This is a genomic window from Providencia sp. PROV130, from assembly GCF_028482225.1.
Lineage (GTDB): Bacteria > Pseudomonadota > Gammaproteobacteria > Enterobacterales > Enterobacteriaceae > Providencia > Providencia rettgeri.
Genome location: NZ_JAMPQC010000017.1, coordinates 99446 through 114505 on the forward strand (window position 1 = coordinate 99446; position 15060 = coordinate 114505).

Here is a 15060-nt window from a genome sequence, read left to right on the forward strand (position 1 = left end):
TTGAGCCTATTGGTAGGAAAGTCTCAGATTATGTTCTATAAAATATTATAATTATGGCTCCACTAGCTAATATTTGAAGGTTATGACTAAAAGTCTTTTAATTACACGTGAAGGTTGGGATGCATTAGATAAAGAGCTGAAGTACCTGTGGAAGGAAGAACGCCCTCGGGTTACTCAATCTGTTTCAGAGGCCGCTGCTCAAGGGGATCGCTCAGAAAATGCAGAATATATTTATGGTAAAAAAAGGTTGCGTGAAATTGATAGGCGCATCCGTTTTTTATCCAAAAGATTGGATCAGTTAAGGATTATCGAGCCTGATCCTCGCCAAGAAGGCCGTGTCTTTTTTGGCGCATGGGTTAAACTAGAAGATGAAAATGAAAATATCAGAATATTCCGTATCGTTGGTGCGGATGAATTCAACCCTACAAAACAATGGATTTCAATAGACTCTCCGGTAGCACGAGCCTTGATAGGCAAACAGGTTGATGATGAAATAACAGTAAATACGCCAGGAGGGCAGGTGACTTATTTTGTGTTAGAGATAAGCTACCACCCACTAACCACCTGAAGTGTAAAATGATTCATTAAATTCTATGTTAGTGGTAAATTAGTGAGCATTAATATTGTTTTACTTACATTCATTAAAAAAATAATTTGAAAGATGCACATCTTGAGGGCTACAAAATGCAGGAAAGTTATAAGGTTCTTGTCGTCGATGATGATATGCGTTTACGTGCACTGCTGGAACGTTACCTCACTGAGCAGGGTTTTCAGGTAAGGAGTGCTGCAAATGCTGAACAGATGGACAGAATCCTGACAAGGGAATCTATTCATTTGATCGTCTTAGATTTAATGCTACCGGGTGAAGATGGTCTATCGATTTGCCGTCGCTTACGTAGTCAAAATAACCCAATTCCTATTATTATGGTGACAGCGAAAGGTGAAGAAGTTGATCGTATCGTTGGCTTAGAAATCGGTGCAGATGACTATATTCCAAAACCTTTTAATCCACGGGAATTGCTAGCTCGTATTCGTGCGGTATTACGTCGTCAAGCTAATGAATTACCGGGTGCGCCATCTCAAGATGATGCAATAATTACTTTCGGTAAATTTAAATTAAATCTTGGAACACGAGAAATGTTCCAAGGTGATGAAAATATGCCATTAACCAGCGGCGAATTCGCGGTGTTAAAAGTGTTGGTTTCTTATCCAAGGGAACCGTTGTCTCGTGATAAGTTAATGAGCTTAGCGCGAGGCCGTGAATACAGTGCGATGGAACGTTCTATTGATGTTCAAATCTCACGTTTGCGTCGCATGGTTGAAGAAGACCCAGCACATCCTCGTTATATTCAGACGGTTTGGGGTTTGGGCTATGTGTTTGTTCCGGATGGAAGTAAAGCATGAAGCGACTGAGGTTCTCAAGGCGTAGTACATTTTCTCGCTCGTTATTTTTATTTGTAGCCTTACTGTTTGCGAGCCTCGTAACCAGTTATATGGTCGTGTTGAATTTTGTTGTGATGCCTAGCTTACAACAATTCAATAAGGTATTGGCATACGAAGTAAGAACATTAATGACAGAGAAAATGGTTCTACAAGATGGAACCTCAGTGCGGGTATCTCCCGCGTTGCGTAAGAAAATCTACAATGAATTAGGGATTACCTTTTATGCCCATTCAGCGGCAATGGAAGAAGGGCTGAACTGGGCAAAAGAGTATGATTTTCTAAGCGAACATATGTCCGAATATATTGGTGGCAAGGCGAGTGTTCATCTCGAACTAGGCCGAGAGTATCCTATTCTATGGCTAACGTCTTATCTCGCACCTGATATCTGGGTGCGAGTTCCTCTGACTGAAATTGGTCAAAATCAGTTCTCCCTGGTTTTTCGCTATACCTTAACGATTTTTCTCACCATTTTTGCCGGGGTATGGCTGTATATACGCTACCAAAACAAGCCGTTGCTTGAATTGGAGTATCATGCAGGTGAAGTTGGTAAAGGGGTAATTTTACCCCCAATGCAAGAAAAAGGCGCCACAGAGGTTAGAGCCGCCATCCGTTCTTTTAATCACATGGCTGCAGGAATTAAAACTTTAGAAAACGATCGAACTGTCTTAATGGCAGGGGTAAGTCACGACCTCAGAACTCCCTTAACCCGTATTCGTTTAGCGACAGAAATGATGAGCCCAGAAGATAGCTATCTGGCAGAATCTATTAATAAAGATATTGAAGAGTGTGATGCGATTATCGGTCAATTCATGTCCTACCTGAAAACGGGCCAAGAAATGGATATGGAATTCTGTGACCTTAACGCTATCTTAATGGAAGCAGTGAACTCAGAAAGTAATGTCATCGGTGAAATTGAAACTGCACTCGAGCCCGGTTCAATGATTGTTAATGGTAATCCATTAGCGATCAAACGCGCTATTACAAACATGATAGTTAATGCATACCGCTATGGAAATGGCTGGATTAAGGTCAGTAGTGGTAAAACGGAAGATTTTGTTTGGTTTCAAGTTGAAGACGATGGCGCAGGTATCAAAGAAGAAGACATTCACCGTTTGTTCCAGCCATTTGTACAAGGTGAGAAAGCGCGTAGTAATACAGGAACAGGCCTAGGTCTAGCGATTATTCGCCGAATTGTCGATGCTCACGAAGGGAGCATTGAGATTCATAAAAGTGAGCGCGGTGGGTTTGCGATTAGGGCTCTTCTCCCTCTTAAAGAGAAAGAAGACTAAATACTCTTCACACTTTGCGCCGCAGCGTTGTTGGCTGCGCTCGGCTACTCGGGTCACATACTTGTGTATGCTCCCCGAGATATCCTCTCTGGCCGCCTAGCTGCAACACAAATTGTTTTGAGTATTATTTATATCAAGTAGGAAAAGATGCTCTCTTTTTTGCACCTACCTACAACTTGAACTATTTAGAGCTATCCTTTTACTCTTCACACTTTGCGCCGCAGCGTTGTTGGCTGCAACCAAATTGTTTTGAGTATTACTTTATAGTTGCAGGATAAAAATATTTTTCGCTTTTATGACAGTCTGTCATTTTTCTTTTTGACGTCAGCTTTGGAACTATAAATTTTTAATTGTTTGAATTTTAAGATTTAAAATTATATTTTTCTTCATTTTTGTTTCCCCTTCAATGAAAAAATAATCAATTGTCATAAAACTGTCATAAAAACGACATGTTGTCGTAACTAAATTGTCCTATTTTTCCTACCGTGACATACACCCAACAATTTTATACTTGATTGTTTCTATACATCCCCGGAGGGATTATGAAAATGACGCGTACCACCTTAGCAAGCGTAATGGCAGCAACTTTATCTCTGACTGCAATGTCTTCTTTTGCTGCTACCAGCCTGACCGGAGCTGGCGCGACCTTTCCTGCTCCTGTTTATGCGAAGTGGGCAGACTCTTATCAGAAAGAAACAGGTAATAAAGTAAACTATCAGGGGATCGGTTCTTCTGGTGGTGTCAAACAAATTAATGCAAAAACAGTTGATTTCGGAGCATCTGACGCTCCATTAACTGATGAAAAACTCAAGGAAGATGGCTTGTTCCAGTTCCCTACTGTTATCGGTGGTGTGGTACTGGCAGTGAATATAAAAGGCATCGAATCAGGGCAATTAACCTTAGACGGTAACACACTAGGTGATATCTACTTAGGTAAAATTAAAAAATGGAATGACCCAGCGATTGCTAAATTAAACCCTAACATTAACTTACCTGACCAAGGTATCGCAGTTGTAAGACGTTCTGACGGTTCCGGTACAACATTCGTATTTACTAGCTACCTCGCTAAAGTGAGCGCAAGCTGGAAATCAGGTGTTGGGGTCGGTTCAACAGTTAACTGGCCAGGTGATAGTAACAGTGTTGGCGGTAAAGGTAATGACGGCGTAGCCGCTTTCGTACAACGCTTGCCTGGTTCTATCGGTTATGTTGAATATGCATACGCAAAACAGAACAACCTTGCGTATACTAAATTAATCTCCGCGGACGGCGAAGCGGTTTCACCAACGGGTGAAAGTTTCAGCGCAGCAGCGAAGAAAGTGGACTGGTCTAAATCTTTTGCTCAAGATTTAACAAACCGTGATGGTGCGAATGCATGGCCGATTACTTCAACCACATTCATCTTAGTTCACAAGCAGCAAGCGAATGCGGAAAAAGGCAAAGCGGTTCTAGACTTCTTCAACTGGGCTTATGATAAAGGTGGTAAACAAGCGGAAGCATTAGATTACGCAATTTTACCTCAAGAAGTAGTGACGGCAGTACGTGCGGCATGGAAAACAGAAGTTAAAGATAGCCAAGGTAAAGCATTATTCTAGGTGAACTTAGGTTTTCTAAGTGCACTTAGGGTTGGAAATGGCGGGTAAGTGCTGAGGAACAGAGCTTACCCGCTCATCGTTGTAACGCAATCCTGTAGAAAAGAGCAGGAATGAAATGAGAACAAAGCGCATGGCCGAGAAAACAACGGCATTTAGAGCTCCCAGCAAATCAGGTGATGTGATTTTTAGTGCACTGGTAAAGATTGCCGCGCTCATCACTTTGTTAATGCTCGGAGGCATTATTATTTCCCTTATTTTTGCATCTTGGCCAAGTATGCAGAAGTTTGGGTTTTCGTTTTTGTGGACTAAAGAGTGGGATGCTCCGGCGGAAGAATTCGGTGCTCTTGTGCCTATTTATGGCACTATCGTTACATCGTTAATTGCTCTGATTATCGCAGTACCCGTTAGTTTTGGTATAGCACTATTCCTAACCGAGCTGGCTCCTAATTGGCTAAAACGTCCTCTTGGTATCGCGATTGAACTCCTTGCTGCTATCCCAAGTATCGTTTATGGGATGTGGGGGTTATTTGTCTTTGCACCTCTGTTTGCAGAGTATTTCCAAGAACCAGTTGGTAATGTGATGTCGAGTGTACCGATTGTCGGTGAACTATTTTCAGGGCCCGCATTCGGAATCGGTATTTTAGCCGCAGGGATTATCCTCGCGATTATGATTATTCCTTATATTGCATCAGTGATGCGCGATGTATTTGAACAAACTCCTGTGATGATGAAAGAGTCAGCCTATGGGATTGGCTGTACGACATGGGAAGTGATTTGGAATATCGTGCTGCCGTATACCCGCAATGGGGTAATCGGTGGAGTGATGTTAGGTCTTGGCCGTGCATTGGGTGAAACCATGGCGGTTACTTTCGTGATTGGTAATACTTACCAACTTGATAGCGCATCACTGTTTATGCCTGGAAACAGTATCACCTCGGCACTGGCAAATGAATTTGCGGAAGCGGAGAGCGGCTTACATACCTCGGCCTTGATGGAACTTGGACTAATCCTGTTTGTTATCACTTTTATTGTGTTAGCAATTTCCAAGTTAATGGTCATGCGTCTTGCGAAAAATGAGGGCCGTTAAAATGTCGATATCTCAACCTATCGCAGTGAATGAAAAAGAGCGAGCTCGTCGTCAAGCGTGGCGTCGCCAAGTTAACAGAATGGCTCTATTTATCTCAATGTTAACGATGGCTTTCGGTTTGTTCTGGTTAGTGTGGATTTTGTTTTCTACAGTCACTAAAGGGATTGATGGCATGTCCCTCAATCTGTTTACTGAAATGACTCCACCACCTAATACGGAAGGTGGCGGGTTGGCAAATGCCATCGTAGGCAGCGGTTTATTAATCTTATGGGCGACAGTTATCGGTACGCCTTTAGGGATTTTAGCGGGAATTTATTTAGCAGAATATGGCCGTAAGTCATGGTTAGCTTCAGTCACCCGCTTTATTAATGACATTTTATTATCAGCTCCGTCTATCGTTGTAGGGTTGTTTGTGTACACCATTGTGGTTGCTCAAATGCAGCACTTCTCGGGTTGGGCTGGGGTGATTGCACTGGCATTGCTGCAAATTCCAATTGTTATCCGAACTACTGAAAATATGTTGAAATTAGTTCCGGATAGCTTGCGTGAGGCCGCTTATGCACTTGGCACACCAAAATGGAAAATGATTTTATCTATTACGCTAAAAGCGTCTGTGTCAGGGATTATCACTGGGATCTTGCTTGCAATTGCGCGTATTGCTGGGGAAACCGCACCACTTCTGTTTACTTCACTGTCAAATCAGTTCTGGAGCACAGATATGAGCGAGCCAATTGCCAACTTACCAGTGACAATCTTCAAATTTGCAATGAGCCCATTCTCTGAATGGCAAGAGCTTGCATGGGCTGGGGTTCTGTTAATTACCCTATGTGTCCTGCTGATTAACATCATTGCACGTGTTGTGTTCGCACAGAAAAAACACTAAGCGCCAGATAAATAAAGATTTAGAGAGAAAAGCAAACCATGATTAATGCAAACGATATTGCAAATAGTAAAATTAAAGTACGTGACCTCAATTTCTATTATGGCAAGTTTCACGCACTGAAAAATATCTCTTTAGACATTGAAAAAAATAAAGTGACTGCATTTATCGGCCCATCAGGCTGTGGTAAATCGACGTTATTACGCACCTTCAATAAAATGTATGAATTGTATGGCGAGCAGCGCGCAGAAGGTGAAATTTTACTGGATGGCCAAAACATCCTGACTGATAAGCAAGATATTGCGTTATTGCGTGCGAAAGTCGGAATGGTTTTCCAAAAACCAACACCATTCCCGATGTCTATTTATGACAACATTGCATTTGGTGTGCGTTTATTTGAGAAGTTATCCCGTGTGGAAATGGATGAGCGCGTGCAGTGGGCGCTAACAAAGGCGGCATTATGGAATGAAACCAAAGATAAGTTACACCAAAGTGGTTATAGCTTGTCGGGTGGCCAGCAACAGCGTCTCTGTATTGCTCGTGGTATTGCTATTCGGCCTGAGGTTTTATTGCTAGATGAACCCTGTTCCGCTCTAGACCCTATTTCAACTGGTCGAATTGAAGAACTGATTAGTGAATTAAAATCAGAATACACCGTGGTCATTGTTACCCACAATATGCAACAAGCAGCACGCTGTTCTGACTATACGGCTTTCATGTATTTAGGGGAGTTAGTCGAGTTTAACCATACCGACAAAATGTTTACTACCCCAGAAATGAAGCAAACTGAAGATTATATTACTGGCCGCTACGGTTGATATGGAGCCGACGATGGATACGCTGAATCACAACAAACATATATCGGGGCAGTTCAATGCTGAACTGGAACATATCCATACTGAATTGATGACGATGGGAGGACTGGTCGAAGAGCAGCTTACCAAAGCCATTACGGCCATGCATAATCAGGATGAAGCCCTAGCACGTGAAGTTATCGAAAATGACCATAAAGTCAATATGATGGAAGTGGCCATTGATGAAGAATGCGTTAAAATCATTGCGAAGCGTCAACCAACAGCGAGTGATTTGCGCCTCATTATGGCGATTTCAAAAACGATTGCTGAGCTGGAAAGAATCGGTGATGTTGCGGACAAAATCTGTCAAACTGCATTGGAAAAATTTTCTCATCAACACCAGCCCTTGCTAGTGAGTTTGGAATCATTAGGCCGTCATACAGTACAAATGCTACATGATGTATTAGATGCGTTTGCTCGAATGGATCTTGAAGAAGCGATTCGTATCTACCGTGAAGATGAGAAAGTTGACCAAGAGTATGAGGGCATCGTACGCCAATTGATGACTTATATGATGGAAGACCCGCGGACGATCCCAAGTGTATTAACAGCACTGTTCTGTGCTCGTTCAATTGAGCGCATTGGTGACCGTTGCCAAAATATCTGTGAGTTTATTTTCTACTATGTGAAGGGGCAGGATTTCCGTCATGTGGGGGGAGATAGTCTTGAGAAGATGTTGACGAATAAATAATTACTCGAATACTCGTCATATTTCGTGCTGTGGCGGTGTTGGCTTCGCTCGGCTACTTGGGTCACATACTGATGTATGCTCCCCGAGATATCCTTGCTTGCCGCCTAGCCACAACACGAACTATTTAGAGTATTAATGTATGAGGTTAATGCATTCGATGATCTGTTTATTATGATGAATACACTAACACGTTCTTCTACCGACTTTCTTCTTGCTCGATAAGAGTCTATTGATGGTTTAACCATGTTTGGGGCACTTTGTTATTAAGGTGGCCCTTTTTTGTTTTCATTAATATTCCATTTGGTTATAAATATATTATTTAATATTATTTCAAGTGCTAAGCAATAGTTGATAGCGTGTGATGGTCGATTTACAAAAATTTACCGTCAGGGGTGTTCAATGAAAGCTCGTATTCTAACGACTGTTTTACTTACAGGTTTAGCGCTGACAGCGAATGTCGCTAGCGCAGATAAATTAGATGATATCAAACAAGCGGGTGTGATCCGTATTTCTGTGTTTGATAGTAATCCACCATTTGGTTTTATTGACCCACAAACTAAAAAATTAGCGGGTTATGATGTGGATATCGCACAAGAAATTGCAGATGGCTTAGGGGTGAAACTTGAGCTTCGTTCCACTAACCCAGCAAACCGTATCCCACTTCTGACTTCGGGCAAAGTTGACCTGATTGGCGCTAATTTCACCATTACAGATGAACGCGCAAAACAAGTTGATTTTTCTATCCCTGATTTTGCGACAGGCCAAAAATTTATTGCCCGTAAAGGCGTATTAAAAACGCCTGACGATATCAAACCATTACGTATTGGTGCAGATAAAGGCACTGTGCAGGAAGTGACTTTACGTGAACGTTTCCCTGACACGAAAGTGATTTCTTATGACGATACCCCGCAAGCATTCGCTGCACTGCGTAATGGCAACGTCCAAGCTATCACTCAAGATGATGCAAAACTGGTTGGTTTATTAGGTAATTTACCTGAAAAAGTGAAAGCAGATTTTGAGATTTCCCCATTTAGCTTGACGAAAGAATACCAAGCATTGGCAGCAAGCAAAGGTGAAACCCGTTTGGTTGAAAATGTCAACGAAACATTGTTGAAACTGGAGAAAGACGGTAAAGCTGAGGTAATTTATAACCGTTGGTTTGGGCCAGATACTAAAGCTGCACAGCCACGTGGGGACTTTAAATTTGCGCCACTGAGTGAGCAACAGCCTCAGTCTTAACGGGTAGCGGTAAATACTCAGTGATATGAAGCCCTGCACTCTGTGCGGGGTTCTTGGTTATAAGGGATGTGTTTTTAATCACAGGCTGTGAAGGCAATAGGTCGTGAACAATGTTTGAAAAATTTTTGAGTGGTGATTTTTGGTCTGCCCATTTATTGGCACCCGAGTATCTAGAATGGTTTGGCTACGGTTTTTTGATCACCGTTTGGATCTCGATTTGTACCATTATTGCAGCCACTGCATTGGGTTTTATAGTTGCATCAGCAAAGGATAGTCAAATTGCTCCTGTGCGTTGGGCCGTGAGTATCTACATCTCTATTTTTAGAAATACGCCTTTGTTGGTGCAGTTATTCTTTTGGTATTTTGCTTCCGGTGAAATTTTACCCTCTGCAGCAATGGAATGGCTAAATACTCCCCATGAAATCCATTTATTTGGAATAACCGTGGGTTGGCCGTCATTTGAATTCTTAGCAGGTTTTATTGGTTTGACCCTGTATACTGTTCCTTTTATTGCCGAAGAAATTCGCGCTGGGATCCGTGGTGTTCGTCAAGGGCAAAAATATGCCGCGTTTGCTTTAGGATTAACGTCATGGCAGGCCATGAAATTGGTGGTATTACCGCAAGCCGTTAAAATCGCCATGCCTCCGTTACTGGGCCAATATATGAATGTGGTGAAAAACTCATCGTTAACGATGGCAATCGGTGTCGCAGAACTGTCTTATGTCTCCCGTCAGGTTGATAGCCAGACACTGCAAACCTTCACTGCCTTTGGGGTGGCGACGGTATTGTATATTGCCATTATTGCGGTAATGGAGGGCTGGGGCCAGTGGCGCCAGCAGCGTAATTTGGCTCAGGGGGTATAAGATGGATTTTTCAGTTATTGAGCAGAACTGGCAATATTTATTATTCGGTACTTTCCCGGATGGACCACTTGAAGGCGCAGCGCTGACGCTAGTCATTAGCTTACTTGCTGGTGCGGCTTCCATTGTACTAGGGACATTGGGCGGAATAGCCTTAGCCATGCTGCGAGGCTTCTGGGTTAACCTATTCGCCGCAGTTTTAGGTTTTTTTCGTGCAATTCCTGTCATTATGTTGATTTTTTGGACCTATTTTCTGTTGCCAATCTTATTGGGTATGGAAATTCCGGGTATTGCAACGGTAGTATGTGCATTGGCATTGATTACCTCCGCATATTTGGCTCATGCTGTGAAAGCGGGCATTTTAGCAATAGGAGCAGGGCAGTGGCAGGCAGGTTTATCCTTGGGGTTTAGCCGCTGGCAGGTATTATGGAATATCGTGCTACCACAAGCCTTACGTATGATGGTGCCGTCATTTATTAACCAGTGGGTAGCATTAATTAAAGATACCTCATTAGCCTATGTTGTTGGTGTTGCGGAGCTTTCTTTCTTAGCAACCCAAGTGAACAACCGTGAAATGGTCTATCCTCTCGAAGTTTTCTTATTCGTTGCATTTATTTATTTTGTGATGTGTTTTGCAGTAGAAATTATTGCGAATAGAGTGGCGAAAAAGCTCAGTGCACAGCATCAACCCCAGAAACTGGCTGCGAAACATCGTTTGTTGTTTTGGCGTCGACAAAAATTGTTAGCACTTTCCTAAATCAAAAGTGGTGGTGAAATACCCACCATTTTTTCACTCCACTATTTTGGTTTTTATTATTATTTCATCTTGGCGTATCAGTTAGTTAGGACATTTTTGCCCCTTATAGTTTACGCAATCGTTTTCTTTTGTGATTTTTAATTGTAGTATAGGGCGAAAAAAACTTTTTTTGGGCGCAATATCTAATGAGTAATCAATCTTCTAGCTCGGCACAACCGCAGGGCTTGTTTCAGCGTGTTTTTAAATTGCAAGAGCACGGCACGACAGCACGGACAGAAGTTGTTGCAGGCTTCACGACCTTCCTGACGATGGTATATATCGTCTTTGTTAACCCTCAAATACTCTCAGTTGCAGGCATGGACATCAAAGCCGTGTTTGTTACCACCTGTTTGATTGCGGCAATTGGTAGCATTTTAATGGGGCTACTGGCAAATTTACCGATTGCTGTTGCACCTGCGATGGGCTTGAACGCCTTTTTTGCTTTTGTTGTTGTAGGGGCGATGGGGTATTCATGGGAAGTCGCTATGGGCGCCGTATTTTGGGGGGCTGTCGGCTTATTTATTCTGACACTATTCCGCATACGTTATTGGATTATTGCCAATATTCCTTTGAGTCTTCGCGTCGGGATCACCAGTGGTATCGGCCTATTTATTGCGATGATGGGGCTGAAAAACTCTGGCATTATTGTGGCTAACCCAGACACGCTAGTCTCTATCGGTAACTTGACTCACCATAATGTTTGGCTGGGAGCTCTCGGGTTCTTTATTATTGCAATCTTAGCGGCACGTAATATTCATGCCGCGGTATTAGTTTCTATTGCGGTGACCACCTTGATTGGCCTAGCTCTGGGGGATGTAAAATATTCTGGGATATTCTCAATGCCGCCAAGTATCACGAGTGTCGTGGGGCAGGTTGATTTCTCTGGCTCTTTAGATTTAGCGTTGTCCGGTGTGATTTTTGCCTTCATGTTAGTCAATTTGTTTGACTCATCAGGTACCATGATTGGGGTGACTGACAAAGCGGGTATCACCAATGAACGCGGGACTTTCCCTCGAATGAAACAAGCTTTATATGTAGACAGCTTGAGTTCTGTCGCAGGTTCAGCGATGGGAACGTCTTCAGTTACTGCATATATTGAAAGTTCTTCAGGTGTTTCTGTTGGTGGGCGTACAGGTTTAACCGCGATTGTCGTTGGTGTTTTATTCCTATTGACTATGTTTATCTCACCTCTTGCAGGCATGGTGCCAGCTTATGCAACTGCAGGGGCCTTGATTTACGTGGGCGTGCTGATGACTTCAAGTCTAACGCGCGTGAAATGGGATGACTTAACTGAGTCTGTACCCGCATTTATTACCGCAGTGATGATGCCATTTAGTTTCTCGATTACTGAAGGTATTGCGTTGGGCTTTATTGCTTACTGTGCAATGAAAATTGGTACCGGACGCTGGCGTGATCTGGGTCTGTGTGTGATTTTAGTCGCGGCGATGTTCCTACTCAAAATGATTCTAGTCGACGCCTAATATTCGTCATATTTCAAGCTGTGGCGTTGTTGCCTACACTTGGTTACTCGGGTCACATACTTGTGTATGCTCCCCGAGATAACCTCGTTTGGCGCCTAGCCACAACTTGAATTATTTAGAATATTGCTCAAGATGACTCTCTATTTTCTGCCCTCTGACGATATAGCTATTTAGAGCATTGGAACGTTTAGGAAACTTGAATTAATTAGAGTATTGGCTAAGTGATCATTTTCTGTAGGCAAAGCTATTTAGAAGATTAATACCCCCTCATATGGCTCTTCCTTTTTGTTGCTTGCATGCAACACAAATTATTTAAGGTATAATCATTAAAGTACTATTGCGAAGGCAGGGTGGAGTAAAAAATCCGCTGAAATTGCAAACTAGTGCTTTCCCCCTTTATGGGATCCTGCTAGATTTCGCAGCAGAAACTGACTTTATCAAGGTATCAGACCATGAATGCACCAAAAAAAACGGCTGCGAAGCCAAAGAAAAAATACCGTAAAACAAAAGAAGAGATAAATGCGGAAGGCCGTGAGCGTAAGCGTGAGAAAAAACATCGCGGTCATAAGTCTGGCAGCCGTTATGTAGAACAGGCTTCTAATAAGCAAAATGGTGGGCAAAACGCTTCAACTGACCCACGTTTAGGCAGCAAAAAGCCAGTGCCTTTAATTGTGGATGAAAAACAGGTCACGAAACCTGTGGTTGAGAAAAAACAGCCGGCGGTTAAAGAAAAACTGGCGCCAGAAAAAGAGCTGGAAATGCTGGAAAGCGATGACCGTTTAGATAGCATTTTGGCACGCCTAGAAGATGGCGAAACCATCACGGCGCAAGAACAAGAGTACGTTGATACTTGTTTAGACCGTATCGATGAGCTGATGAATATTCTCGGTATTGAATATAGCGAAGAAGAAGAGGAAGAAGACGAAGAAAAACTTGATGACATTATGCGCATCTTAAAAAGTAAATAATTTCGTTTAAAAGATCCCTCGCGCTAGCGGGGGATCTGGTTATTTTTTCTGCTAACTCACTTTTCTTTGATGTTGCATCAAGTCTCTTTTCTCTAACATATTTATAATCGTCATATTTTAAAGCTGCAGCGTTGTTGACTATGTTCATTCGCACTAGTCATATACTTATGTATACTCCTAGCGACTCATTCACTTGTCGCCTAGCTGCAACTCGAAATATTTAGAGTCTATAATGCTTATGTAGGTTATAAAATTTTCACTTTCACCGAATAACAAATTAAATAGAGTGAAGTCATCGTTATAGTTTGAGCTTTTGGTCAATTGAGGAATGTTATGTCAGAGCAAAATATTGTTTGGGATCTTTCTCTCATTCAAAAATACAATTATTCAGGGCCACGTTATACTTCGTACCCCACCGCCTTGGAATTTAATCAAGAGTATGATGAGAATGCGTTTGTTCAAGCAACACAGCGTTATCCTGATCGCCCTTTATCGCTCTATGTTCATATTCCTTTTTGCCATAAACTTTGTTATTTCTGTGGCTGTAATAAATTAGTGACACGCCAAAAACATAAAGCGGATGAATATCTTCAAGTAATTGAAAAAGAAATTATTCAGCGAGCAGCGTTATTAAAAAACCGCATCGTGACGCAAATGCATTGGGGCGGTGGAACTCCAACTTATCTGGATAAAGTTCAAGTCAGCCATTTGGTTGGTTTATTGAAAAAACACTTTAATTTTGCGGATGATGTGGAAATGTCGATTGAAGTCGACCCGCGTGAAATTGAACTGGATATGATAGACCACTTACGCCATGAAGGGTTTAATCGCCTAAGTATGGGAGTGCAGGATTTTAATAAAGAAGTTCAGGTACTGGTTAACCGAGAACAGGACGAAGATTTTATTTTTGCCCTAATTAAACGGGCCAAAGAGATGGGTTTTACCTCGACAAGTATTGACTTGATTTATGGTTTACCTAAACAAACACCTGAAAGCTTTGCATTTACCCTAAAGAAAGTGGCTGAATTATCACCAGATCGCTTAAGCGTGTTCAATTATGCACACTTACCTAGTTTGTTTGCGGCGCAGCGTAAAATTAAAGACGCTGATTTACCAAGTGCGGAGCAAAAACTCGATATTCTGCAAGACACAATTGCGACTCTCACCAGAGATGGTTATCAATTTATTGGTATGGATCACTTTGCTCGCCCTGAGGATGAACTTGCCGTGGCACAACGGGAAGGCATTCTGCACCGTAATTTTCAAGGTTATACCACCCAAGGTGATTGTGATTTACTGGGGTTAGGGGTTTCTGCGATCAGCATGTTAGGTGATAACTACGCACAAAATCAGAAAGATTTGAAAACCTATTATGCGCAAGTTGAAGAGCAAGGTCATGCGCTGTGGCGTGGACTCACCTTAACCGATGATGATTGCCTACGCCGTGATGTCATCAAAACTTTAATCTGTAACTTCCAATTGGATTTTGCCCAAATTGAAGCAATCTACCCGATTGATTTTAAATCTTATTTTAAAGAAGATTTAGAACTGTTGAAACCAATGGCAGAAGATGGGCTGGTCGAAATAACAGAAACAGGTATTAAAGTGACACCGCAAGGACGTTTACTTATTCGTAATATTTGTATGTGTTTTGATGTGTATTTACGTAGTCAGATGAGGCAGCAGCAGTTTTCCCGCGTCATCTAAATGCTCTTCATATTTCGTCCTGTCGCGTTGTTGTCTTCATTCAGCCACACGGGTCACATACTTAGTGTATGCTCCCCGCGCTGTCTTCATTTCGACGCCTAGCGACAGAACGAACTATTTAGAGCATCTAATCTTTGTCATATCTCGTGCTGCCACGTTGTTGTCTTCAATCA

At 42.3% G+C, this 15060-nt stretch carries 14 protein-coding genes; all 14 read left to right on the plus strand.

The window, feature by feature from the left end:
- Positions 1–82 precede the first annotated feature (82 nt).
- The 14 genes from greB to hemN all read left to right on the plus strand — a co-directional run bounded on the left by greB (position 83) and on the right by hemN (position 14887).
- On the plus strand, positions 83–568 hold the full coding sequence (gene greB, locus PSF28_RS12520; protein ID WP_109912392.1) for a transcription elongation factor GreB: 486 nt from the start codon (positions 83–85) through the stop codon (positions 566–568).
- A gap of 116 nt (positions 569–684) precedes the next feature.
- The gene (gene ompR, locus PSF28_RS12525) at positions 685–1404 is read left to right on the plus strand and encodes an osmolarity response regulator transcription factor OmpR (protein WP_004266122.1); all 720 of its coding nucleotides are present in this window, start codon (positions 685–687) and stop codon (positions 1402–1404) included.
- Positions 1401–2732, plus strand: a complete 1332-nt coding sequence (gene envZ, locus PSF28_RS12530; RefSeq protein WP_210837202.1) for a two-component system sensor histidine kinase EnvZ — start codon at positions 1401–1403, stop codon at positions 2730–2732. Before ompR ends, envZ begins: the two co-directional genes overlap by 4 nt.
- A gap of 542 nt (positions 2733–3274) precedes the next feature.
- The gene (gene pstS / locus PSF28_RS12535; RefSeq protein WP_210837204.1) at positions 3275–4324 is read left to right on the plus strand and encodes a phosphate ABC transporter substrate-binding protein PstS; all 1050 of its coding nucleotides are present in this window, start codon (positions 3275–3277) and stop codon (positions 4322–4324) included.
- A 130-nt stretch (positions 4325–4454) separates the two neighbouring features.
- Entirely contained in the window at positions 4455–5411 is a 957-nt protein-coding gene (gene pstC, locus PSF28_RS12540; RefSeq protein WP_004262847.1) for a phosphate ABC transporter permease PstC, read from the plus strand.
- A 1-nt stretch (position 5412) separates the two neighbouring features.
- Positions 5413–6294, plus strand: coding sequence for a phosphate ABC transporter permease PstA (gene pstA / locus PSF28_RS12545; RefSeq protein WP_272685143.1), 882 nt, complete (start codon positions 5413–5415; stop codon positions 6292–6294).
- A 38-nt stretch (positions 6295–6332) separates the two neighbouring features.
- Positions 6333–7109 carry a phosphate ABC transporter ATP-binding protein PstB gene (gene pstB / locus PSF28_RS12550; RefSeq protein ID WP_004262838.1) on the plus strand — a complete coding sequence of 259 codons (777 nt, stop codon included), beginning with the start codon at positions 6333–6335 and terminating at the stop codon, positions 7107–7109.
- Between the two features lie 13 nt (positions 7110–7122).
- Positions 7123–7836 carry a phosphate signaling complex protein PhoU gene (gene phoU / locus PSF28_RS12555; RefSeq protein ID WP_036958602.1) on the plus strand — a complete coding sequence of 238 codons (714 nt, stop codon included), beginning with the start codon at positions 7123–7125 and terminating at the stop codon, positions 7834–7836.
- Positions 7837–8235: 399 nt separating this feature from the next.
- A complete protein-coding gene (locus tag PSF28_RS12560) occupies positions 8236–9075 on the plus strand; it encodes an ABC transporter substrate-binding protein (RefSeq protein ID WP_272685144.1) in 840 nt (279 codons plus the stop codon).
- Between the two features lie 110 nt (positions 9076–9185).
- On the plus strand, positions 9186–9938 hold the full coding sequence (locus PSF28_RS12565; protein ID WP_210837206.1) for an amino acid ABC transporter permease: 753 nt from the start codon (positions 9186–9188) through the stop codon (positions 9936–9938).
- Position 9939: 1 nt separating this feature from the next.
- A complete protein-coding gene (locus tag PSF28_RS12570) occupies positions 9940–10692 on the plus strand; it encodes an amino acid ABC transporter permease (protein WP_004266115.1) in 753 nt (250 codons plus the stop codon).
- Positions 10693–10877: 185 nt separating this feature from the next.
- Positions 10878–12212 (plus strand): NCS2 family permease, encoded by a 1335-nt coding sequence (locus tag PSF28_RS12575; RefSeq protein ID WP_004266114.1) that lies wholly within the window; start codon positions 10878–10880, stop codon positions 12210–12212.
- A gap of 452 nt (positions 12213–12664) precedes the next feature.
- Positions 12665–13180 carry a Der GTPase-activating protein YihI gene (yihI, locus tag PSF28_RS12580; RefSeq protein WP_210837207.1) on the plus strand — a complete coding sequence of 172 codons (516 nt, stop codon included), beginning with the start codon at positions 12665–12667 and terminating at the stop codon, positions 13178–13180.
- Between the two features lie 333 nt (positions 13181–13513).
- Positions 13514–14887 (plus strand): oxygen-independent coproporphyrinogen III oxidase, encoded by a 1374-nt coding sequence (gene hemN / locus PSF28_RS12585; protein ID WP_272685145.1) that lies wholly within the window; start codon positions 13514–13516, stop codon positions 14885–14887.
- Positions 14888–15060 lie beyond the last annotated feature (173 nt).

What these genes read in the sequence shown, in the direction of transcription:
- greB (WP_109912392.1), top strand. Translation starts at nt 83, where the DNA reads ATGACTAAAAGTCTTTTAATTACACGTGAAGGTTGGGATGCATTAGAT.
- ompR (WP_004266122.1), top strand. Translation starts at nt 685, where the DNA reads ATGCAGGAAAGTTATAAGGTTCTTGTCGTCGATGATGATATGCGTTTA.
- envZ (WP_210837202.1), top strand. Translation starts at nt 1,401, where the DNA reads ATGAAGCGACTGAGGTTCTCAAGGCGTAGTACATTTTCTCGCTCGTTA.
- pstS (WP_210837204.1), top strand. Translation starts at nt 3,275, where the DNA reads ATGAAAATGACGCGTACCACCTTAGCAAGCGTAATGGCAGCAACTTTA.
- pstC (WP_004262847.1), top strand. Translation starts at nt 4,455, where the DNA reads ATGGCCGAGAAAACAACGGCATTTAGAGCTCCCAGCAAATCAGGTGAT.
- pstA (WP_272685143.1), top strand. Translation starts at nt 5,413, where the DNA reads ATGTCGATATCTCAACCTATCGCAGTGAATGAAAAAGAGCGAGCTCGT.
- pstB (WP_004262838.1), top strand. Translation starts at nt 6,333, where the DNA reads ATGATTAATGCAAACGATATTGCAAATAGTAAAATTAAAGTACGTGAC.
- phoU (WP_036958602.1), top strand. Translation starts at nt 7,123, where the DNA reads ATGGATACGCTGAATCACAACAAACATATATCGGGGCAGTTCAATGCT.
- PSF28_RS12560 (WP_272685144.1), top strand. Translation starts at nt 8,236, where the DNA reads ATGAAAGCTCGTATTCTAACGACTGTTTTACTTACAGGTTTAGCGCTG.
- PSF28_RS12565 (WP_210837206.1), top strand. Translation starts at nt 9,186, where the DNA reads ATGTTTGAAAAATTTTTGAGTGGTGATTTTTGGTCTGCCCATTTATTG.
- PSF28_RS12570 (WP_004266115.1), top strand. Translation starts at nt 9,940, where the DNA reads ATGGATTTTTCAGTTATTGAGCAGAACTGGCAATATTTATTATTCGGT.
- PSF28_RS12575 (WP_004266114.1), top strand. Translation starts at nt 10,878, where the DNA reads ATGAGTAATCAATCTTCTAGCTCGGCACAACCGCAGGGCTTGTTTCAG.
- yihI (WP_210837207.1), top strand. Translation starts at nt 12,665, where the DNA reads ATGAATGCACCAAAAAAAACGGCTGCGAAGCCAAAGAAAAAATACCGT.
- hemN (WP_272685145.1), top strand. Translation starts at nt 13,514, where the DNA reads ATGTCAGAGCAAAATATTGTTTGGGATCTTTCTCTCATTCAAAAATAC.